General features: G+C 55.7%; 18 protein-coding genes. 10 read left to right on the top strand and 8 right to left on the bottom strand.

Going from position 1 to position 22,011, the window contains the following annotated elements; all coding sequences use genetic code 11:
- Window positions 1-97 precede the first annotated feature (97 nt).
- A complete protein-coding gene (locus AC22G6_RS02740) occupies window positions 98-1,357 on the bottom strand; it encodes a hypothetical protein (protein ID WP_487365512.1) in 1,260 nt (419 codons plus the stop codon).
- 599 nt (window positions 1,358-1,956) lie between these two features.
- Here AC22G6_RS02740 and AC22G6_RS02745 point away from each other — a divergent pair.
- Window positions 1,957-2,736 carry a hypothetical protein gene (locus AC22G6_RS02745; protein WP_487365513.1) on the top strand — a complete coding sequence of 260 codons (780 nt, stop codon included), beginning with the start codon at window positions 1,957-1,959 and terminating at the stop codon, window positions 2,734-2,736.
- Between the two features lie 130 nt (window positions 2,737-2,866).
- Here AC22G6_RS02745 and AC22G6_RS02750 read toward each other — a convergent pair whose 3' ends face one another.
- Together AC22G6_RS02750 and AC22G6_RS02755 are read right to left on the bottom strand one after the other, a co-directional pair.
- Window positions 2,867-5,095, bottom strand: coding sequence for a VIT domain-containing protein (locus tag AC22G6_RS02750; protein WP_487365514.1), 2,229 nt, complete (start codon window positions 5,093-5,095; stop codon window positions 2,867-2,869).
- Window positions 5,088-5,531, bottom strand: coding sequence for a MerR family transcriptional regulator (locus AC22G6_RS02755; RefSeq protein ID WP_487365515.1), 444 nt, complete (start codon window positions 5,529-5,531; stop codon window positions 5,088-5,090). The genes AC22G6_RS02750 and AC22G6_RS02755 overlap by 8 nt, the downstream gene beginning before the upstream one ends.
- Window positions 5,532-5,906: 375 nt before the next feature.
- On the opposite strand from AC22G6_RS02755, the gene AC22G6_RS02760 reads away from it, so the two are divergent.
- The 8 genes from AC22G6_RS02760 (at window position 5,907) to AC22G6_RS02795 (ending at window position 15,234) form a co-directional block, all read left to right on the top strand.
- The gene (locus tag AC22G6_RS02760; RefSeq protein ID WP_487365516.1) at window positions 5,907-6,125 is read left to right on the top strand and encodes a hypothetical protein; all 219 of its coding nucleotides are present in this window, start codon (window positions 5,907-5,909) and stop codon (window positions 6,123-6,125) included.
- Between the two features lie 2 nt (window positions 6,126-6,127).
- Window positions 6,128-6,349, top strand: a complete 222-nt coding sequence (locus AC22G6_RS02765; RefSeq protein ID WP_487365517.1) for a hypothetical protein — start codon at window positions 6,128-6,130, stop codon at window positions 6,347-6,349.
- 123 nt (window positions 6,350-6,472) lie between these two features.
- The gene (locus tag AC22G6_RS02770) at window positions 6,473-8,125 is read left to right on the top strand and encodes a DEAD/DEAH box helicase (RefSeq protein ID WP_487365518.1); all 1,653 of its coding nucleotides are present in this window, start codon (window positions 6,473-6,475) and stop codon (window positions 8,123-8,125) included.
- A gap of 197 nt (window positions 8,126-8,322) precedes the next feature.
- The gene (locus AC22G6_RS02775) at window positions 8,323-10,446 is read left to right on the top strand and encodes a DNA phosphorothioation system restriction enzyme (protein ID WP_487365519.1); all 2,124 of its coding nucleotides are present in this window, start codon (window positions 8,323-8,325) and stop codon (window positions 10,444-10,446) included.
- A gap of 13 nt (window positions 10,447-10,459) precedes the next feature.
- Window positions 10,460-12,223 (top strand): GmrSD restriction endonuclease domain-containing protein, encoded by a 1,764-nt coding sequence (locus AC22G6_RS02780; protein WP_487365520.1) that lies wholly within the window; start codon window positions 10,460-10,462, stop codon window positions 12,221-12,223.
- On the top strand, window positions 12,201-12,431 hold the full coding sequence (locus AC22G6_RS02785; RefSeq protein WP_487365521.1) for a hypothetical protein: 231 nt from the start codon (window positions 12,201-12,203) through the stop codon (window positions 12,429-12,431). The genes AC22G6_RS02780 and AC22G6_RS02785 overlap by 23 nt, the downstream gene beginning before the upstream one ends.
- Window positions 12,428-14,503 carry an AAA family ATPase gene (locus tag AC22G6_RS02790; RefSeq protein ID WP_487365522.1) on the top strand — a complete coding sequence of 692 codons (2,076 nt, stop codon included), beginning with the start codon at window positions 12,428-12,430 and terminating at the stop codon, window positions 14,501-14,503. Before AC22G6_RS02785 ends, AC22G6_RS02790 begins: the two co-directional genes overlap by 4 nt.
- Entirely contained in the window at window positions 14,500-15,234 is a 735-nt protein-coding gene (locus AC22G6_RS02795) for a DNA phosphorothioation-associated protein 4 (protein WP_487365523.1), read from the top strand. Before AC22G6_RS02790 ends, AC22G6_RS02795 begins: the two co-directional genes overlap by 4 nt.
- Here the strand turns inward: AC22G6_RS02795 and dndE are convergent.
- From dndE to dndB, 4 genes are read right to left on the bottom strand one after another with little or no spacing between them, the layout of a single operon-like run.
- A complete protein-coding gene (gene dndE / locus AC22G6_RS02800) occupies window positions 15,223-15,612 on the bottom strand; it encodes a DNA sulfur modification protein DndE (protein WP_487365524.1) in 390 nt (129 codons plus the stop codon). The genes AC22G6_RS02795 and dndE overlap by 12 nt on opposite strands.
- Entirely contained in the window at window positions 15,609-17,585 is a 1,977-nt protein-coding gene (gene dndD, locus AC22G6_RS02805) for a DNA sulfur modification protein DndD (protein WP_487365525.1), read from the bottom strand. The genes dndE and dndD overlap by 4 nt, the downstream gene beginning before the upstream one ends.
- Window positions 17,582-19,207 (bottom strand): DNA phosphorothioation system sulfurtransferase DndC, encoded by a 1,626-nt coding sequence (dndC, locus tag AC22G6_RS02810; RefSeq protein ID WP_487365526.1) that lies wholly within the window; start codon window positions 19,205-19,207, stop codon window positions 17,582-17,584. Before dndC ends, dndD begins: the two co-directional genes overlap by 4 nt.
- 40 nt (window positions 19,208-19,247) lie before the next feature.
- A complete protein-coding gene (gene dndB / locus AC22G6_RS02815; RefSeq protein ID WP_487365527.1) occupies window positions 19,248-20,321 on the bottom strand; it encodes a DNA sulfur modification protein DndB in 1,074 nt (357 codons plus the stop codon).
- 73 nt (window positions 20,322-20,394) lie between these two features.
- Here dndB and dndA point away from each other — a divergent pair, with 73 nt between their 5' ends.
- The gene (gene dndA / locus AC22G6_RS02820; RefSeq protein ID WP_487365528.1) at window positions 20,395-21,588 is read left to right on the top strand and encodes a cysteine desulfurase DndA; all 1,194 of its coding nucleotides are present in this window, start codon (window positions 20,395-20,397) and stop codon (window positions 21,586-21,588) included.
- A gap of 80 nt (window positions 21,589-21,668) precedes the next feature.
- Here the strand turns inward: dndA and AC22G6_RS02825 are convergent, their stop codons facing one another.
- Window positions 21,669-21,989, bottom strand: coding sequence for a hypothetical protein (locus tag AC22G6_RS02825; protein ID WP_487365529.1), 321 nt, complete (start codon window positions 21,987-21,989; stop codon window positions 21,669-21,671).
- Window positions 21,990-22,011: the final 22 nt, after the last annotated feature.

The following is a 22,011-nucleotide window of genomic DNA, read 5'->3' on the forward strand; positions in this document are numbered from 1 at the left end:
CGTACTGCTTGAGGCACTTAATCCATCAGATATGGAAGCGTTAACCCCGGCTTTTGTCGTACTTGCCGGGGTTTTCGCTGTACTTGGGCTTTGCTCGTTAGTTGCCGGTATCGTAACCAAGCGCCTTGAGGTACGGGACAATGTCACGCCGCCCAAGTGATGTGATCTTTGCGAGCAGGTCTGGGTTTTGTAGCGCGTCAAGCGGAATTTTGACATCACCGACTTGGTAAGTACCGTCTTCGTTAAACTTGCCTCCTAGCAGCTCGTGAGCGTTGGTGTTCGCGTTGACCCCGCTTGTGCCTGACGAATAACCGTAACCAAGCCCGCCAATAGCGCCACCTAGACCAAACCCGCCAGCAACTCTCAACGCCCACTGTGGGCTTTTGGTAGCAGCTAGGGTGACGAGGCCCGCTGGCACGCCAAGCCAGCTCGACCCGCTTCCGGCAAAGCGCCACCCTCTGTCCAAAGAATTCTCGTGCGCGGCGACATCCCTTACGGCACCCATTTCACCCATCTGCCTTACACCAGTGTCTGAATAAGGTGCTTGCAGTAGGGCTTGGGCTTCCCCCGCTCGATCTTGATTCACAAGCTCGCGCACCCCGGCTTCTCGCTGCGCCGCGAGGTCTTTTACTACGGATGGTGCACGGTCTTCACCGTACTGAGCCTCAGCTGATTTCGCTGCATCGCTCAGCGTTTTTAACCCACTCGGCACTTTCCCGGAAGCTTTACCGTCAGCCTGGATCTGGGCAATTCTTTCAGCACTTTCCCTGTTTAACCCTGCCGTTCTTTCCTCGGCAGCGAGCTTTGCCGCATCGCTCCGTTCGTCCTGTCTATTCTTGTCCATCCACGTCAGCGCCTGCATTGCGGCTGTACGAGTAGATCGACTCTTGCTTCCGAGCGCGTCCATCAAGCTCTTACGATATTCTCTCTGTGCAGTCTGTTCTGCAGTCTCACCCTGCCAAGTGCCACCGTTCTTCTGGTAGTGGTTGCGGAGCGCCGCCTCATCACCTCTTGCTGCGGCTGCGTGTAGTGCCTGAGAAAGCTCGTTTGACTGAGACGGTGGCACCCTTGTGAACGCAGACGAAGGCATTACGTTGAGCGTGCCGCCCCCTCGCAAACCAGCGCCGCTTTGCACACCTTGCTCAGCGTCGCCCCACTGAGCACCCTCTATACCGGGGCGCACACCTTTGAGCTGCTCGACGGCTGTCGCAGGGTCGATGTTCGTAAACAGAGGGGAGCTGCCGCCGTCTACGCGCTTGATGCCATTGACAGACGTATCTGACACCTTGTAGCCAGCAGGAAGCCCTGGACGCTGTGCCTCAGAAACGTCGAAACGACGAATGTCACCTTGAGACATCGGCGGTTGGCTAGGCTGTGCCGTGTTTTGAGGCTTTGCACCTTGAGCCTCAGCAGCGTCTCTAGCTGCAGTCTCTGTCTTAATCCCTTTGAGATCAGGGCATTCGTTCTGACTGCTAGCTCCGAAAAACGCTTTCAAATCATATGGCTGCAAAGGGGGTTGCCAATGATTGAAGGTGCTGCGAGAGCGGATTGTTAAAGAGGGTGTTTAGGTGGCCTTCTGCTGTGCTTTTCAACGGCGATGTAAGTGTAGCAGTTGAAGTGTGCCACAGACGAGGTCGCAGCGAGGTGCGCCATGCTAGAGCGAGTCTGGTTGCCAGAGGGTACGCCACGACAGTGCGCCAGCATGACGTGCGTTACAAGCTTGTCGCAGCAAGTGCAAGGGAAGGGTGCCTTCATAATTTGCTCACCTTAACGCAGATGACAACGAAGAACGAAAGGCCGCACGGTACTACTTGCGAGTTGGCCAGTGAATACCCGAATATGCCGCACGAACAATAAGACATGACTTTCTTGTGCGACTCGGGACGTGTTCGCAGTCATCTGCTTGTTTCACCAACGTTGTCTGAATGCATCTACTTTCGGAGCCATTAGCCAGCCATGAATGAATCCCTTTTCAAGCACTTCGCCCCTGTTATCCGCTCGCTGTCTGCTGCCGAACTCGGCGGTGCGTCTTCAATTAACACCAAGCTTCGTATCGCTCAGGATGGCGATGTCGAGGTGTGCTATGCCCCGTTCGAGTACATCAATCCTCGGGCGCGCGTGGTGATTGTTGGGATCACGCCGGGTCAGACCCAGATGCTCAATGCGCTGAAGGAAGCGCGCAAGCAGCTCGAGTTGGGAATGGACGTGCAGGCGACGCTGATCGCGGCCAAAAAGACTGCTGCGTTCTCGGGCGCGATGCGACCGAACCTGGTGAAGCTGCTCGACTGTGTGGGCGTCAATCGGTGGTTGAATATCCAGTCGTGCGAGGCCTTTTTTGGGGCGGCTGCCGATCTCGTGCAGACGACGTCGGTATTGCGCAACCCGGTCTTCATCAAAGGTGAAAACTATAACGGCACGCCGAACATGACGCGTCATCCGCTGCTGCGCGATCAACTGCTGACGCATTTTGCCGAGGACGTGAAGGCATTGCCCAAGGCGGTGTTCGTGCCGCTTGGCGACAAGGTTGCAGAGGCGCTCCACTTTATCGCCGACCGGGGGTTGCTGGACCACAAGCGCATTCTCGACGGCTTGCCACATCCATCTGGTGCGAATGCGGAGCGCATTGCTTACTTCCTGGGAAGCAAGAGCAAAGATGCGCTTTCGGCAAAAACGAACGCTAACAAGCTCGATCAGGCGCGTGAGTCGATGATCAGGAAAGTTCAGGCACTAGCCTGAAGGGACAGCCCTCTGCCGCGTACGGATAGTGTTGGCTAAAGCCCGTTTCCCAGCCGGAGTAGTCAGGTCGCAGGGCGAGCAACCTAAGCTCGCCCTTGCGTAGCTGTGGCTGTTAGGTCTTTGATCGCCGCTAGAAAGTTTGAATATCAAGCCTGCCCGAAGAGAATGACCCGGCTCCGGCCTGCCCAATCGTGTCCAGCACGCGCTTGAAGTCCTGCACTAACGAGTTGTCGAGCGCCCCCGAATTAAGCAGTCCCTTAACCTGTTCAGTGAACCTATCTCCCAGTGTGTGCCCGAGTCCGCAGTCAATAAGTGCGGCGTACAGGGCTCTGGCGACCGCGAGTTCGTCCAGGCTTTTTGCGCGGGCTTGATCAATCAGCATGACCAACGCGTTTGGCAGTTGAGTCGTGATGAGATCTTCACGGCTTGTCGGAAGCCCTCCCAGTGCGCGCCGCTCCAGGCGCCGCTGCAACCTGGCAATGAAGCCTGCGAGCGGGCCGTCGTCCTGTGCGACGGGGTGGATGGCGGCACGGCGGGTGCTACGCATCACTGCGGGAACGTCGGCGTCTGGCCTCACTGAGTAACAAATGTTGGCCGAGAGCGTCTTCATTGACTGAATGCTCTCCGAGTTGCTGTAACTGCGTTGTGGTGAGCACTTCACCACCGTCCCGCTACCGCTCCATCCGGCAGCAAGCATGTGTGGGACAACGTGCAGTTCTGGCAACTCAGTGGGTCGTTCGGCCTCTGAGCGTTCGAGCGTGACAATGTAATCAGTGTCGTCGGTCACGAGTTGGTAGCGCACGGCCCACGCCGACCTTGAATCGTCCGCAAGCGATTGCAAGCGCGAGGCTGCAGCGACGCGGACAATCTGCGTGTTCATTGCGCCGGCGCTGTCGATGTGGACTGCCATCGACTGTGCCTCTTCTTCGCCCGCGAAACGGATTTGTGTCGTTACTGAGCCGCTGACCTGACTGGGGAATGCGGCAAATACTGAGTACGCATCACCGGCAAAGACCGCGCGGGGTGGGGTGGTCGTCCATAGTGGGGGAGTGGGCCACTCGAAAGTGACATCGCTGATGCGGGGCTGGCGCATGCGCATGAAGTGACGCTCGATACGGGCGCTCATGTCTTCGTTTGGGGAGACCAGTTCGCATGCGCCACCGGTCTCGTCCGCCAGCATGCGCACGGTGTCCTCTGCCACTGCCGAACCAATACCAACCGTAAAGATCCGCGCGCCGATCGCCTTCGCGTGCTCGGTGACGTTCTCAAGTTTCCACACTTCGCCATCGGTCAGGACAAGAAGATCGAGGGGGCGCCCCGACTTGTACGCGAGTGCGGCCTCAAGTGCGCTTGCGAGTTCGGTTCCGCCCATGCTTTTCAGTGCGCTCACGAAAGCTCTGGCCTGCTGCATCGTCTGAGCGCGGGCCGACTGAAGCCCTTGCGCAAAGCAGGTGAAGTCCGAGCCAAACCCGATGAGGCCGAAGCGGTCCTCCGGGGTGAAGTGCCCGATCGCAAGCTGCACGCCTTCCTTCGCCAACCGGATACTGTCTCCGGCCATTGAACCGGAGCAGTCGAGCAGGATCACGGTGTCGCGACTTGCTTCGGCGTCAACCGCGGGCGGCATCAGGGTAAGCATTGCAACATGGGTGTCGAGCGCGGATGCCGCAACGCCAAGTGACTCAAGGCCGTCGGACTGAATGTCCAGAATGAAGTCTCGATCCATCATTGCATCATTGGCCAGGCTAACCGTTAATTGCCCTTGTGCAGCAGCAAGGCGGATGCGGTGGCTGGGGCAGGCGACAGTTGCCTTGGCAAGCTCGCCCATCAACTCAACGGATAGCGTGAGCGAATATCGCGCGTCGAGGCTCGAGATCGGTTGCTGCCAAGGCTGCAGTTCTTTCGGTTCTCCGTAACGGGGCGCAAGCGTGGTGGGCAGTCGGTAGCGCATGCTCAGTCCGTTCCACGACAAGGGTTCGGCGTATTCGAGTTCAATGCGGACGACCTCGCCTGGCAGCACGTTGCCAAGGGTCGCGCTGTAGAGGCCCTCGCCGATGCTCTGCAGGCGGAAGGCTGAATTGCCCGATTCGACCGCGTGTTCGTACTGCTCCTCGGCCAAGCGACTTGGCACGACTTCGCCCAGATAACGCCGTTCGCCAATGCAAACCGAAAAGTTCAGGAGCACCGCATCGACTGGCAAGGGAAAGGTATACGCAAGCTCAAGCGGTGTCGGGGTCGTGTTCTCGTAGCGCTGAACCAGCTTCGTTGTCGCGAGCAAGCCCGCAAGACGGGCGCGTGCATCGACGCCCTTGAGTGCGAGGGATTCTCCTGTCCTGCTGTGGATGCCAATCTGCTCACTCATCGCCATTCCCCTTTGCCTGATCTTTGTTGTGTCGTGCGCGGATGCTTTCAAAGTGCGCCATCACACTGCGATAAAACTCACGTAATTCTTCGGGCGACAGGCCCGATATGCCGGACTCCACATGCAACTCAACACCTTCGGCAACGACGAGATGACTCCACACCTCGACCGTGCCGGCGCCGCGCGCCCTTGTTGGTGGTGCGATCGCGCTCGGTGTTTCAAGCAGTTCGCGGATGCGCTCGAGCGAGAGTCCTGCCGCCTGCCACTTTCGGATGGTCAGCAACTGCTCGACATGGCGCGCGCCGTAGCGGGCCCCGCGATTCGCTCCATCGGGGCGATCCACCAACCCGAGCTGGATGTAGTACCGCACGGTGCGCGATGGCAACTCCACCAGCGTGCAGAGTTCGTCAAACGCATAAGTTGGTGTGGCTTCCATTGGGCCTCCGTGTATTTATCAGCAATATATATCAGTTAAACTGGCAAAAACAAGTGTCAGATAATAAATATGGATATGGGGCCCTACTCATGGCTGAAGCCTTGCTGATCCGCTTGACAGACGCATGCGTCCTGGCCGAACATAAAGACGCGCCGATTTGAAGGAACAGCTTGCGGGCGCTTTATAAATGCAGCTAAAGCGGAGAAAACCTGCTTTAGCGCGCAAGCGTGAAGCAGGTTTTTTTCGTTTCAGAAACATTCCGCCGGCCTTAACGACAACTTGCCGGGGCGGATAACAAATTCCGGCTAAAGCGTCTCCGCCTCTTCGCCCCCGCGAGGCCGGTTACGCCGGTTCAATGGGGGCAGGAGAAGCACGATGGTCAATACCGACTGGGCCGATGCCCATCATCTCGGCGCTGAGGCGCTGGGCACGTTTATCCCTCTTCCTTTCAAAGTCGTATCCCGCGACCACGCACCATCCGGTCGCACCGGGCAGGGCGGTGTTCGCGATACAGCGCAGGCGCGCTCGGCGCAGATCCGTGCGGGTGTGCGGTCTGATGCTCAGGACTTGCTGCCCCTGCACGGGAGCGCCTGAGCATGGACCGACTCGAAAAACTCCGTCGCGACGTCGCAGGATTGCCCGTCGATCCCGACTACAAGGCTGCAATGCTGCGCTCTATCGAACGATATGCCGAACAGATTCTTGCCCGCCCGATTTATGCCCACGATGAGGGCCTGGACGATCTGGAGGCGATCCAGCAGGTGACGCTGAGCAACATGGTCGAAGCCTCGCTTCAGGCGCTTTTCCGCAGCGAGTGAGCGTTCATGCGCAGTGGTCTGGCCAACCACGGTCGCGCGTTGTTTGTTGTTCTGGCCGGGGGGATTTGTGTCCGGATTGCGGCCCCCGCCCTGTTGGCGAAGCCGCTAAAGAGGAGTGTCATGATGACTTTAAATTCTTCTGCGTGCGCCACCGTTGGCCCCATCCCCTGTGACGCATTCGGGCTCTATCCGCATCAACGCGAGGGCGTCTCATTTTTGATGCGAAAGGGTCGCGCGATCCTCGGTGACGACATGGGGCTTGGCAAAACCCGCCAGGCCATCGTTGCGATGAAGCTCGCGGTACCCGAAGGCTGCATCCTCATCGTGTGCCCGGCCTCGCTCAAGCTCAACTGGGCGCGCGAGATTAGAGCGGTTGAGCCGGATGCCGCGATCGAGGTGCTGGGCGTTGCCGGCCACGGCTGTGTGGCGCCGCGCTGGGTGATCCTCAACTACGATCTGCTGGCGCGGCACGCCGATCGTCTTCAGGAGGTGCCCTGGTCGGGCGTCGTGCTCGACGAGGCCCACTTCATCAAGAACACCAGCAGACGCAGTGCGCACTGTCTGCGACTTCTTGGCGTGGACGGTAAAGGAGATCGGTCCTATGCACCGATGCAGGTCTACCTGCTGACCGGCACGCCACTCACCAACCGTCCGCGTGACCTGTTCAATCTGCTGCGCGCGGTGGGTCACCCTGCAGCACGCAGTTTTCTGTCGTTTGCGAAGCGTTACTGCGACGCATATCGCAATGACTATGGCTGGGTGACCGGCGGAGCCTCCAACCTCGATGAGTTGAACCTTCTGATGAAGGAGGTGATGCTCAGGCGCAAGAAGGAGGAGGTGCTCGATCTGCCTGAAAAAATCCGCAGTTGGGTGCCGGTGTCGATCGACGGTGCGCCGGCGCGCAGCCACCGCGGCTTTCTCGAGTGGTTCGCCGCTGCGGATGCGGCCCGGCCTAACGATCGCGCCTTTCTCGCGCGACTGACGAAAGTTCGAATGGCGCTGCACCGCGCCAAGCATGCGGCAGTGGCAGAGCGCATCGCCGACGTACTGGAGAGCGGGCGTAAAGTCGTGGTGTTTTGCTGCTTTCAGCAGGGGATCGAGCGGCACCGTGAGAAACTCGGCGAAACGGCGGTCACGATTACCGGCTCAGATAGCGTCGAGGCGCGGCATGCTGCGGTCGAGCGCTTCCAGACTGATCCGACGGTGCGAGTGGCTTTGTGCAACCTGATCGCAGGTGGGGTCGGTATCACGCTCACCGCGGCAACCCACGTGATCTTCCAGGATCTCGACTGGGTGCCTGCGAACCATCTCCAGGCCGAGGACCGCGCCTATCGCCTCGGCCAAACCGAGCAGGTGACGGTGGAGTACTTCTTTGCCGACGCCACACTCGATGGCTTCATCGCCAACTTGATGAAGGCCAAACTCGACCTCGTGAATGCCATTGAAGCGGACCTCCCACCGGACGCAAGCCTGTTGGCCGAGGTCCAGGCGGGACTGGCTGCGCTTGCGCCGGCGCTGCTGCAGGAGGCCAAAGCGCTCAGCGTGACGAGTGATACGGCCGCGCGCATCGAGGCGCTTGGGCGCAACCTTGCCAAGGTTCCGGTGGAGTCACCGCTCGCGGACACCGGCATGTGGGAGTTCCCCAGTTCGCGCAACCCGGACAAGCGCTATCGCGTCACTTTCGGCCATGCCGGACATCTCGAATGCAATTGCGAGGGTTTCCGCTGGCGGGGTGAGTGCAGCCATGTCAGGCAGGTGAGGACCGAGATCGCGTAGTGTAACGAGCTCACCAGGTGAGCCTGGGCTGTGCCCCAATCCGAGCCACATTGCACCCACAGGATATTCAATGATCTGTGACAGGTGCATGAATAGAGACCATTGATGTATCCTCGATCAATCTTTTCAATAGTTCATTACGGTGCCAAACCGAAGTGCATTGTGCTGAGCTCACTTTAATCGGTTACCCGTCCTACATGGCGATAACATTACCCGAGCTTTCCCTCAACCTATCGTACCGAACCGGTCGCGACGATTTAGTCCAAGGCTTCTTCGTTCCGTGCCTGGAGCACTCGCTTCTTTACCGGCGCGCAGCAGGCTACTTTACGAGCGCAGGCCTTGCGCTGGCCTCGCGCGGTGTGGCCAGCCTTGCGTCGCGGGGTGGCAAGATGCGCTTGGTCGTGTCTCCGCACCTTGAGCCAGACGATGTTGAAGCACTGCAGGCCGCGGCAGCCGAGCCGATGGGGGCGCTTCGGGCGATTGCCTCAAGAAGCCTTGCAGATATAGAAGACGCATTGATTAAAGATCGGCTCAATGCACTCGCTTGGTTAGCTGCGAGTGGAAAGCTCGAGGTAAAGATTGCACTGAGGCTCGATAAAAACGGTACCTACAGCCGTGGGCTTTACCACGAGAAGATTGGGATCTTTACCGACTCTGCAGACAACCACGTCAGCTTTTCGGGGTCATCGAACGAAACCGCTGGCGGTCTCATCGAGAACTTCGAGAGCGTTGAAGTCTTCTGTTCCTGGAAGGACGGCGAAGGTCGAGTTCAGTCAAAGATCGACGACTTCGAAGCGCTCTGGGCCGATTCGACGCGCGGCCTCCAAGTGCTCGATTTTTCTGCGGTCAGCCGCGACCTGCTCGAACGCTATCGAGATCCCGAGCGTCCCCCGGCAGGCATGAACCGACACGTTGCGAAAGAGCCTGCTTCGAACAATCCATTTGTCCCGCCGGATGGTTTTCAGCTACGGCCTTATCAGGCAGATGCAATCCGCGCATGGAGCAAGGCGAGAGGAAAAGGCATCTTTGCCATGGCGACGGGCTCGGGAAAGACGCTCACAGCCTTGACGCTTGCCAGCAAGGTTGCGGAAAAGAACACACCACTGGCGCTGCTCATCGTCTGCCCCTACATCAACCTGTGCAAGCAGTGGATGCGCGAGATTGCTGCATTTGGGATACAGCCCATCCCTTGTTTCGAAGGGCGTGATCGCTGGCAGGCGCAATTAGAAGAAGGCTACCAGCGGATGGGTGTTGGTATGTCCAGCGTGATGGCTGTGGTGACAACCAACGCCACCTACATGAGTGAGGCATTCCAAGCGCGTCTGCGGCCCAGGGTGGCATCCGGATTTGTTCATCATTTGCTTATCGCTGACGAAGTTCACAACCTGGGCGCCCAGCGGATCAAGGATGTTCTCCTCGATGGCATAACCATGCGCCTTGGTCTGTCGGCCACGCCGGAACGGCACCACGACCCCATCGGTACCTCAGTTGTACTCAATTATTTCGGAGGCATTGTCTTCGAGTATTCGCTGACACAAGCGATCACTGATGGACGCCTCTGCAACTATCGCTATCATCCGATACCGGTTGAGCTCACAGACGAAGAGACCGAACTCTACGAGGAGATCACGGCCAAGCTCGCAAAGTTTTTCCCCGGGCGAGACGTGGACGATGACATCGAGAAGGCGGCGATGAGCTTACTGATAAAGCGGGCTCGCTTGCTGGGTGGCGCGGTCAACAAGCTCAGCGCCCTTGATCAGATCATTGCCGCGATGCCGGAAAAACCGACAAGGGCGATCTTCTATTGCGGCGACGGTAGAACGACCGACGCCATCACTGACGAAGAAGCCCGTCAGATCCAGGCCGTTTCCAGACTTCTCGGCGAAAAGCACGGCTTGCGGGTCCGCAACTTCACCTTTCGCGAGACAGCTCAGGAGAGAGAAGAGATCCTCCGCGACCTGAGCAGCGGCTTTCTGGATGGTGTCGTCGCCATCCGCTGCCTGGACGAGGGCATCGACTTGCCCGAGCTGCGCATGGGTTTCCTACTGGCCAGCTCCACCAACCCGCGCCAATTCATCCAGCGCCGTGGGCGTTTGCTCCGCAACGCTCCGGGGAAGAGCCGCGCCATTATTTATGATTTCTTCGTTGGCCCACCTGATCTCGGCGGCAAGCTCGACGACTCTGGCTTCAACATGGAGCGCAATTTTTTCCAGAAGGAGTTGAGTCGCATCGTGGAATTCTGCCGGATGGCTGAGAACGGGCCGGAGGCACTTCATCACTTAAAACATCTAAGAATTAAGTACAACTTGCTGGCAAATTAGGGGGATACGCGAAATGGCTATACAGCGAAGTGGTCCAACGCCAAACTTTTATGAATACATTTGCAATTACTTATTGATTCCATATTCTGGAGTGCCGTCACCTCATGTCGAGGCACTGGCAGCGCCTGGACAACAGTTAAACTGGATTGATATACCAAGGTTTCAACGTGGAATTTCCTGGAATATAGATAATGTAAAAGAACTACTACAATCAACCTCGATTCTCCTTGGTAATGCGATTCTTTCTCAGTTTAATAGAAATCAACAACAGTTTCCGAATCTTCCACAAAATCAACAGAATTATCTAGTTCTCGTTGATGGTCTCCAGCGCTTAGCCGTCGGCACAGCCCTTCTGGCTGTGCTGCACGATCAAGTTCTATCGCCAGCACCAAACAGGCCTGGTGATGCACATTATTTCGTGGCCCTTGCTGCACGAGTTGTCCCATTTTCTGCAATTTATCAACATAATGATAAAGAGTTTCTGGCGCATCCCAGGCAGGCAATCAGGGATCAATACGCAATTCTTCGAAATGAAATAGATGAATATATTCAGGAGGAGCTGGCCGCAGGGCGAGGGAAGATCCTCGCAGATGTAATTGTGCCGACTTTTGTCGCGCGGCAACTTGCACTTGATATTTATTTCAATTTTCAGCGCACTGAATTACTTAATACGTTCATTGGTATTAATACGGTTCGAGTGGATCTTGGCCCCGTCGACTTGTTGAGGGCACACATTCTCGAAAAGGCGACGTCCGCAGATTGGAGCGAGGCTGAAATAGAGTCTATTGAGAATGACTTTACAGAGACGCTTACTGTTGACCAGAAGCCAAAACAACATTTTCTACCTTTTGTTAATGCTGCAATAAAGGCGATTGAAAAAAACGCGGGAAACAGGCTTTTTGCATCATGGGGTACGGCATTGTCAAAAGCTGATGTAGACCAGTTTTTAGATTTTGTCGATAAATTTGAAGGCTCTCTGGGAAATGAATATCTAAGGGAGATATTTGAGTGTGGAAAGCTTCCAGTTAGTACCGTGTTTGCTTATTACTACACTGATTTCTTGCACGGTTCGAAAACGAGCCCATCGTTTTTTACTGGTGGCGTAGGGTGCGATCAGGAGCTTCATTCTTATCTTATTCTATGTTACCGCCTAATTCTCGATGGAAGCGTCGGCCGTACTACAGAGTACTTGGAAAATATTATTTCTGGTGGGTTTGGCGGGTCTCTCGCTAGTTTGGCCGATGCGATAAGTGTGGCTTATTTGGGGATTGGAATTTCAAATTCGTTAGACGTGCAATGGCTTGATACACACCTTAACAAAATTGATAAGAAGAAAGCTGCCCGAATTTTTAACGCAATGCTTCTTCCGCACAAGCAAAAAATGGGTGATGCATATAACCCGCTAAAATTCGGCAGGCTTTCCACGGAGTTTCATGTTGACCATTTGATTCCTGCGTCTCTTTTGGATCTCCAGGCGCCTGGGGGGCTTGATGGGGAAACGTTGAGGAATTTCTCACCGCTGCCAACAAATCAAAACAGAGTGGCCAAGGCCACGTCCTGTTCAACAAAGCTGAGTGCTGGCGGGATCTATGCAAATTATATTGGTGGAAACACCCACTTGAAGCACCCATACTGTTATTGGCTTATGTCAGTGCAAGCTACGAAGTATCAGAATAAAAACATGGATGATCAATCGTTGTTGGAAAAAAATAGCAGCCCAGATATCGGCTCAGAAAGAATTGCAAAGATTAGAGATGAACTTCTTTCTCGGATCTGATGTTTCCGAAGAAGATTTCTTGCCGCTGACTGGAGGATCCATGAAGAACAAATTGACACGTGCTCAGGAGATATTTAAGAGCGCAACGCCAGAATATCAAAACCTAATACGCGATGTTCTAAAAGAAGAGCGAGATGTCATGCACCTCAGGCGGCGTAGCGACATCCATCAGCGCCTGTATGATCATATCAAGCGGATTATAAAATGATTCTTGAGCGACTGGTTATTGAGAACTTTCGCCAGTTTAAGGGGCGGCAGGAGATCGTCTTTTCGGACTTACGGGATCGTAACGTCACAATTGTTCATGCGGAGAACGGCTTCGGAAAGACCACTTTGCTTAAGGCGCTGCTTTGGGTGCTTTACGGGAAGGACGGCCTGAAGGATGACTTCGAGAAACCGGACAGCATCTTGCACGAGGGACTGGCGTATCGTGCCAAGGATCCGAGCGCGGTAGCCGCTACGGTTGAACTCGCGTTTAAGCACGACAACGACCGCTACATCCTGACGCGGCAGCTCACTCTAGCCCAGCAGCGGCTGGACGCTGGAAAAGCAAGTCTAACGCTCGTGGTGATGAAGGATGGTCAGACGTTTTCACTCGATCGGCCGCAACAACGCATCCAAGCCATTGTGCCGGACGGCATCAGTGGTTTCCTGTTCTTCAACGGAGAGCGCATCAATTATCTCGCTGAAGAGAGGAACAGCTCTCAGGTGACTGAGGCCATTCATCAGATGCTCGGGTTGAAGTTGGTGCGCACAACGATCGACGACCTGCGCCACCCGAATGTTCGCGGCAAGTTGCGCAGTGAGCAAAAAGAGTCCACCAGTGAGGAGAAACGAGAGCTCATTGAGCGGTTAGCGGGCCTGGAAGCCGAAGCCACTGAGCTTGTCGGCAAGCGGACGCAAACGCTAGGGAATCTCGGCGCTATTGCTGCAGAGCTCGAAATAGTAGATGCGAAGCTTGCCGCTAACCAGAAGGCTCACGAGCTCCAGAATAAGCGGATTCGGCTCACCAACGAACGTGACGAGTTGATAGGCAGGCGCGACGAAGTGGCGCGACGCCTAGGCAAACTCATAGCGGACGATGGCTATACGCTCTTCACTTCGGGGCTTATCAAGCGCGGACAGGAAATCGTTGCCAGACTTCGCAGCGAGGGGAAGATCCCCGCGCGGGTGCTGAATACCTTCCTGCAGGAGTTGATCGACAGCGGCAAGTGCATCTGTAAACGGCATCTTGGAGAGGGGACGCCCGAGCGCGAGGCCGTTGAGAGTCTACTGACAATTGCGGGGGATCAGGATTTTAACAACGCCGTCGGCGCCTTGGACCACGCAATTGGATTGATCCAAGGGGTCGCGAGCCAGACGCATGTCCAACTGCGGCAACTGAACATGGAGCGGCTGGAGCTCCTTCGGGACATTCGTGAGCGGGATGAAGAAATTGAAGAGATCCACCAAATTCTAGGAGGCAAGGATGACGAGGAGGTCAAACACCTAGAAGAGAAACGCAAGTCGCTTCAGCTCGATCGCGACGCGCAGAACTCGGCGCTCGGTCGGATTGAACTACAGAGCGAGGCTACTAAAGAAGCGAAGGTTGCGCTGGAGAACCAGATTCGACAGATTGGCGACAAAGAAGAGGCGGCAGCGAGGGCGCAGCGGCGGGTCGACGCGGTCGAGGATTGTGCTGAAATCCTCGAGAACATCCTGAAGGCTGAAACAGAGGATCTGCGGCCGTTGCTAAACGATGAAATCGATAACCACTTTCGCAAGATCATGGCGAAGGATTATTGGGCCGAACTCACCGAGAACTACACCCTACGCATTCGTAAGCGCGTGGCTGGCAGTGACGGCGATGAGACCGAGATTGACGCAGCGCTGAGTACCGGTGAGCGTACCGTGACTTCGCTGGTATTTATCGCCAGCTTGGTCGCCCTGGCTAAGCGCCGCTCAGAGATCCCAACCATCCTTCGAGATCTGGCGGGGTCAGCTTATCCCGTGGCGATTGACTCGCCGTTTGGGTCGCTGAGTATTTTCAGGGATGGCGTGGCGCGGAATATTCCTGAGCTAGCGCCACAGGTGCTTTTGCTGGTCAGTCCGGAGCAATATAACGGGCAGGTCGAGCGCGCTATGAATGAAACCGGGCGCGTGGGTAAACGTTATTACTTAGCCTATCACGGTCCGACCATTCCGGAGCGCGCTAATCCCGAACTCGTGGTAAACGGCCAGGCCATCCAGCAATATTTCCCGATGCCTGATGATGAATTTACCGAGGTCAGGGAGCTATGAACGCTGAAACTACAATTCTTGAAGCTGCTCAGAGGGCGTTGCGATTAATTGGAAGGCCGGCCTCGGTAGAGGAGATTTACCGCGTCGTTTTGGAGAATGATTTTTACTCATTCAATACCCCGACTCCAGAGCATGTCTTAAGGACAACAATTCGACGTCATACGAACGGTGTTGATCGAGTCGATTCTTCGGATCTAGTCCTTTTCGAGATCGAGGGAGAGGAAAATTACAAAATATTAGGGACGCCGAACATGTCCAAAGTCGCTCAGAAGAAATCCGCTGCTGCGGGTATGAAGAGAGTTCATCGTGCCTCCGATAAAGAAGAGATCATCAAGGCGTTAACAAGCGAGCAGGTGGGTGCGTTTCGTGAAATATGGAAGCTGCTTCTGTTTGCGGCTCAGGTGGGGATGGCTAACGGCAGGAGGGACCCTTTGACAACGGTTGATACCGGAAAGGGGATCGACCAAGGGACGTTTGGAAATTGCCCGGCCTGGCCGGGCGTCGCCTACTTGATGTCATTGGCTGAGACGCAAAGGTCAGAGTCCTTGTCTGGAACGGCGGATGCCGAAGACAATAGGATTGTTATCTTTCAGGAGTATGCAAACGGCGGATTAGGCATTCTTAAAGAGTTTTTCAAGGAGCGCCCGATTGACTTGGACGGGCTTCTCGCGTTTATTGAAAGCCAATCCCAGAAGGTGACAGAGAAGCCAGATCTTGACCTAATGATCTGACTTTGGCGCGTTCGCTATTGCCAGCTCTGAGAGACTTCTGATGTTCTGCAGGCTGGCAATCCCTCGCTCGAGATGAGCGCGAAAGTAATTGGCGACAGACTCTTTGCTCTGTAGATCGATTTTGTCCTTTGCTGCTCTAACCAAGGTTGTCGCGATGAGTTCGTTTTGGAACGGGCCAGCGAAAGTCTTCCACTCAATATCAATCGCGGTATTGCCATGCGAAAGCGTGTTAGTCGGCGGGATAGGGTTAGCAAGCGAACGGCAGTAAGCGATTCTGCAGATTTCGTTCCAGTGCTCTAAACCGGTCCGCTTCTTCACCCGAATCAAAATCTCTTTTGCCTTCGTGCTGATGCGAACGTGATCAACAGGTGGTTTCATTTGATGAAATACCCCGATTCAATAGTCGTTTGCCCTGCTTGCTCGTTGTGTGCAAGGAGGTAGGTGCGGGTGGTGTAAGGCTTGATGGAATCGTAGTACTTCCCCACGATTTCTTCGTCGGTCGAAAGCAGCAGAACCTGATGCGAGGCATTCGGGAAATAGCGCTCCACCAGATGCTTTCGATGGGATGAGTCGAGCCGACCCAGCGGCGTATCGATGATGGTAGGAACCGGGCGGCCGGAAGCACGGGCCAGTCCCCAGAGCATGGAAGTGGCCAAGAGCTGGCGCTCACCGGCGGAGAGCCGCTCTATCGGCAGCGCCTTGCCGTCACGTCCAGTCAAGGTCGGCTCAAATGTGGCGGGGTTAATACTCAGGCCGGTTACCAAGTCATTTTTACGCAGGAGGTTCTGGAAAGACTCAAGCATGAGCGCTTCCATGCGGGTTATGTGGTTACGGACAACACGTGAGCGGAACTTGGTGAGTGTATCTCGCACTTTGTTTGAGTGTTTGAGCATGCGCCGCCGGTCGTCATCTGCGAAGCGTGCGTCGATATCATGCTCACTCAGTTTGTCCAACTTGCTCTCAACCACCGCTCGTTGGGTTTGCAGGGCGCTAATGCTTAGTCGCACGGCTTCCAGTTCCGCTAGCTTGGCTTGGTGCGCGGCGCGTGCTTGGTCAAGCGCGGTTTGAAGGTTCGCAATGCGATCCTCCGTGGGGATACGTTCGATTTCTCCTTCTTGACGTGCGATATTCTCTTCCACGGCAGCGAGTTTGCTTACGAGGTTTTGCGCTTGCTCTTCCGCTGTTGGTAAAACGGTCGCTCGTAGGTGAGCGATGTGTAGGGCTAGATCTTCGCCTGCATCCAGTAGTAAGGGCTCTTGAGCGAGGCCGATGCGGTTCGTCCGGTCAGTGCGCAGGGTCTGGTCAATTATTTTGAGCAGAGCTGGTGTAATCGACTCTCGGCGTAAGGTGGCGATAAGCTCATCGTCGCGCGCTTCGAGCGCGTCAATTAGCAGGCGTGCGCGGCGAACATCGTTTTCGTGGCGTGATTGTTGCTCCGCCTCGCGCAACAGGCTATCGACCATCAGGAAGGGGAGTGGGCCAGCGACAAGCTCGCGCATCTGTCCTTCGAGCGCATCCCTTTCAGCTTTGAATTTGAGGAGGCTGGCGTCGAGTTCCTGGCGACGCAAGAAGAGCTCGCCGCCCTCAGCTCGAAACCGGTCCTCCGCTTGCCGAAGTTCTTTGCCTAGGCGACCGGCCTCGTTTACCAGGGCGCCTTCTTGCATGAGTGCCTGCTCTTGGGCGTCGTCGACATGTTTGAGTTCTCCACGAACCTGGTTCAACTTATGGGCAGTTTCGGGGTCGAGCCCCTCTGCTCTCTTACGGCGCTCGAACGCCTTGAGATCTGTTTCCAGCCGGTCGACGAGATCGAGCCCAAGCAGGGAATGAACCGCTGTTCCCAGAATTTCCGCAGCATGGCCGCCTTCAGCCAGTTCCTTGACCTGCTCGCCGTCGAAGAAGAACAGGTGGGAAATACCGCTTGGTAGGTAGGCTTCGATTGCCTCATCCCAGTGGTCGGTAAACACATCATCGAGCTTACCGTCACGCCGGACGCGAACAGTTTCTTCGATACCCTTAACGCCCTCGCGCCAGGACCGTTGCAATTCAAAATTGCGCGTTTCGCCTTCCATCATTCGACGGAACCGAAGTGTGATGCTTGCGCCTTCTCCAGGATCGCTTCCTCGATGAATACTCTGGCGGAGGTATTCCCGGTAACTGAGACGGTTACGGTTCGATAGCTTTGCCTTGCTGCCATAGAATGCCAACTGGATGGCGTCGAGCAGTGTTGTCTTGCCGCCACCGTTCATGCCACCAAAGAGAATGATGGGCTTGCCCTCCTCTGGGGTAAGTGTCGCCTCTTGGAGGCCGCCGTAGGCGCCGAAACTTTCGATTGCGATGGAGTCCAGAATCATCTCTGTGGCCCCGCATCCACGGTTTCGGTAGCCATGCGGCCTTCACGCTCATCGCTTCTGCGTTTTCGTTCATCTGCAAGCGCTTGCGCGCGCGCCAAAGCGTCTTCTTTGTCGTCATAGAAATGGCGAGCAAAGGCCTTTTCAAGCTTTTCGTTGAGTTTGGCGCGGCGACCACTCGAGCGTTGTTGCAAAGTCAGGCTAAGGAGCTCGCGAGTGAGTTCGTAATGAAGCCTGTCCCCTTCGCACAAGCTCGCAAGTTCGCGCATCTCCGACTCGCCGAGCACAAGATTGTCATCGAGTGGCCGGCCAGGATACTTCTCGTCGGTGGCCTCTTCGTAGATCCGCGGCAAGCAATCCTCCAGTTCATGCTTGTCCATCACCCAGATCCGACGGATTTCCTGCAATTCATCCAGGGTGATGAGCTCAATCTTCTGGACATCCGTTGGCCCGTTTCGCCGGATATGTGCCTGAGCTTGTAGCAGCCTGCTCAACCATTTCCCCCGAGACTCTTGAGTGTAGGGGCCTGGTATCGGGCGGCCACCTGCCATGACCTGGACCGCTCCGGTCATGCGGCGGAAGTCTCGGAGGTGTCGATCAGATCCCTCATGATCGTCCGGGCCGGTGCCCCCACTTCTGAAGTCAAGTGCATTACGGAGGTCGAGCAAGGGCATCATCCACTCTTTTTCAGAGTCGTTCTGGATCATGGCCGTCATCGATTTGTCTTGCTCAACCAAAGTGCAAACCCAACAACCAAAGCGTGAATCGCCGCAACTTGGTGTTGAGTCGTCAACAACTAGTGGACATTCGCCGTCCGCAGACGCACCGGCATACATTCCCAATAGGTCTCGGTTGTTGTATCCCCACGGATTTTTTGCCTGCATTAGATAGAACCAGACATCGTCATTAGTCCAGTCTTCTACGGGGGTATAAACAAGTGAACCGGGTAGGCTCGAGTTTGGGCTTAGCCTATCGCGCTCGCGCCCTTTTTCATGTTTAGCCATGTTTGCGGCTCTGCGTGTACTCTCGGCTTTTCGCGTTCCCAAGACTAGAATAGCTTCGCCACTGCTCGACACGATCCCATTAATAAACTTATTGGACGGTCGGATCTTTAAGCGCTCCGTGCACCACCGAAATTTGTGGCGAGGAGCGGGATAGCCGCGACCGATCAAGTTAACCCAGAATGATTCAGTGACTTTTGGCGTTAGCCGATGTGGTACGAAAGGCACATTCTGCGCATTGGCAGAGCGTTTCATGATCTCCAAAGAATTGCCAACCCATGCTGCCACAATAGGGTTTTCGACTAATGTATCTGTGGATATGACGTGAACGGCCTTGTGGCGCTCCTCTTCAGGCAGTCCCGCGACAGCGGACCAGACAAGCTGAAGCGTAGCTGTCGAATCCTTTCCACCCGAATAACCAATGATCCATGGCACTTCGTCTGCCGTGTAAAGGGCGCGGATCTCGTCCTCCAGCTGGGCGATAGTCGCTTGAAAACCAAGCGCACTAAATGCTGAGGGGCGTTTTGTCTGCTGAGCCTGCGGTGAGGAAGTAGAAGGCTGTATCGGGATAACTCTGGGCGACTCGGTAGTCTGTTTCTGGGTGGGTACTGTTTGTTTGGTCATGGTATGAATTCAGTGTGATGTTGGACGCCGTCTATGACGTTCACCTGCCATGCGCTGTTTCGACTCTCAGCTGTTCGCTATCCAGGGGAACTGAAAGCGCCTTCTTGATGACGTTGGTGGTGAGAATGACGTTGGTTGTAACTTTCGAGATCTTTCCGCCGATCATCGCGCGGCCTTCCCATAGTTTTGTGTTGCCTCGCGACCAATCGATTTTCTGCAGTGACTCGAGCCGCTTCTTCCAGTCTTTTGGTTGATTTTTAAGGAGTGTATTTCCCGCTAGTCCCAAAGCTTGTAGGGCGATCCCGTGAGAGTGGATGTAGCCCTCGCGTACCTCACTTGCGGGCAGGCGTCCTTCAAGCACCTGTTTCCATGCCGGGAACTGCTCTGAGACGGCTTCCCAAAAAGTGCGGGCTAGATTGGCGTCTTCTGCAAGATCGCCCGTTGCGAGCCCGTTTATGAGGTCAGCACAGGCGTTGTGAAAAGCCGAAAGTGTGAAAAGTTTACGTGAGCGCTTGGCGAGTGACGACTTTTCCATGTCAACGATGTCTCGGAAGAAGTCGGACTTCATAACGACGAGTTTCGCCAGGCGGGCTTTGTCGTTGCGATGGTCATACAGGAGGCCGAGCGAACGACTAGGCCGAATCGCGTGTCTGTTAAGGTCCGCGAACATCTGCTGGCAGCGTTCAAGGCCGATATCAAGGAAGAACACAACGGCAATTGTTTCGTGCCCCAACTCGGGGTGCTGTTCGAGTGCTTCGATGATGGCTGCTCGTCGGTGCTGACCGTCGTTAATGATGAAGCGCGCATCCATCGGAACCCTCAGTAGGCCGAGCTTGTCCTGCCCGGGTAGCGGTTCAAATACGACGTTCGAATCAATCGAGACCGTGAGGGCCGAGAAGACATAGTCGTCCGGGTTGTCCAGGATATAGCCGGAAATCTCGGGAATGCGAGCCTTGTTCAGTGTGCGTTGCGCACGGAGCTCGGGCGGTAGCTCGTCCTCGTCGAAGATCGAGATCTGCCTAAGCATGCGCAGTGACCACATGGCTACGAAGTATTCACGGCGCGCTTGCAGACCACGGATGACTGGGAATGTAAGGGTTGGCTGGGTTTCCATTGGGTGCGTCTTGGGGCTGTACGGGTGACTCGCGTGAGGGCTAAAATCCGGCCTTGGTTGCGTGGAATGTATGGTGAAATTCTACGTGAAGTTTGTTAAGCGTTCAATGTTTAACGTACAGATGGGGACTCCCTTGAAGCCTGTTTATTTGGACTGCAATGCCACCACGCCTCTGGATCCAGAGGTGCGTGAAGTGCTCATGCACTACCTGACTGATGAGTTTGGTAACGAGGGCAGTCGCACACATGAGTATGGTGCGCGTGCGAAGCAGGCCGTCCAGCGAGCTCGTGACCAAGTGGGGGCGGTGGTCGGAGCAACACGGGACGAAGTGATCTTCACCAGTGGCGCGACCGAGAGCAACAACCTGGCGATTCTCGGTTTACGAGAGGCCGGCCATGCGAAGGGCCGCAAACACCTGATTACGACAGCGATCGAGCACAAGGCTGTGCTGGATCCCTTTGAGGCTCTGGAGCGAGACGGCTTCGAGGTGACTCGCTTGGCAGTAGGGGCGGGGGGGTACGTCGAGCCGGATGCGCTCAAGGCCGTGCTGCGAGACGACACCTTGCTCGTGTCAGTTATGCAAGCGAATAACGAAACGGGCGTCCTGCAGCCACTGAAGGAGCTCGCGAGCGTGCTCGAAGGACATCCCGTGTACTTCCATACTGATGCTGCGCAGGGATTTGGCAAGGATCTGGAAAGCCTTCGTGACCCGCGTATCGACATGATCAGCGTGAGCGGTCACAAGGTCTTTGCACCGAAGGGGGTTGGAGCGCTAATCATACGACGGCGGGGGTATGAGCGGGTTCCGCTCAAGCCGCTGGTATATGGCGGCGGACAAGAACGAGGGCTTCGCCCAGGTACGCTGCCCGTGGCGTTAATCGTTGCACTTGGTGAGGCTGCAGAGCTGGCGGTGCGGACCCAGTCAACACGGTTTGCGCGCTGCAAGACCATTCGAGAGGTCGCGCTGGGTGCGTTTAGCGGGTTGAACTTCAGGCTGACAGGCGAGCAGACACGTGTGATGCCGCACGTGCTGAACGTGGCTTTTCGGGGGCTAGATTCCGAAGCGCTGATTGTGGCGCTGAAGGACTTAATCGCGATCTCTAATGGCTCAGCCTGCACGTCGGCGAGCTACACGCCGAGTCATGTGCTTAAGGCGATGGGGATGACAGATGATGAAGCGAATGCCTGTGTCCGCATCAGTTGGTGTCACATGACGCCCGATATCGACTGGGGAGCAGTGGCAGAGCGTATCCGCATGCTTTCTTGAGTGTGAGACAAACGTGAGCGTCAGTTTCAGTTTATGCGTGACGGCTGCTTTGTAGGCTCAAAGTTCTGTTCCTATAGTGCTCAATCTGAGCTGATATCTATCACGTCTTCAAGCCACTGCTCAAGGTCTTCATCACTCAGATCCTCCCACGCTTTCACCTGCCATGCGGTATCGAGTAAAAAGTCTCTCAGCAACTGATCAGTCTCTTCTCCAGACTTTCCCTCCCATTCATCGGGTGGCCATCTGCCTCTAGAATAGCCCAAAAGCATTCCTGGCTCAGCGTGGATCACTCCGTTGGGGACAACTGCTGAGAACTCGAAGCCCATGTCTTCAGTGGCTGTCACTTGAGTGATTACCGGAGCACGGCTTTTCAGTTTTTGAATTGTCGCATCACGTTCCATGGGCTTCTTCTCCCTCGGCCTT

This window comes from Parazoarcus sp. PS-13 R2A (assembly GCF_057621855.1).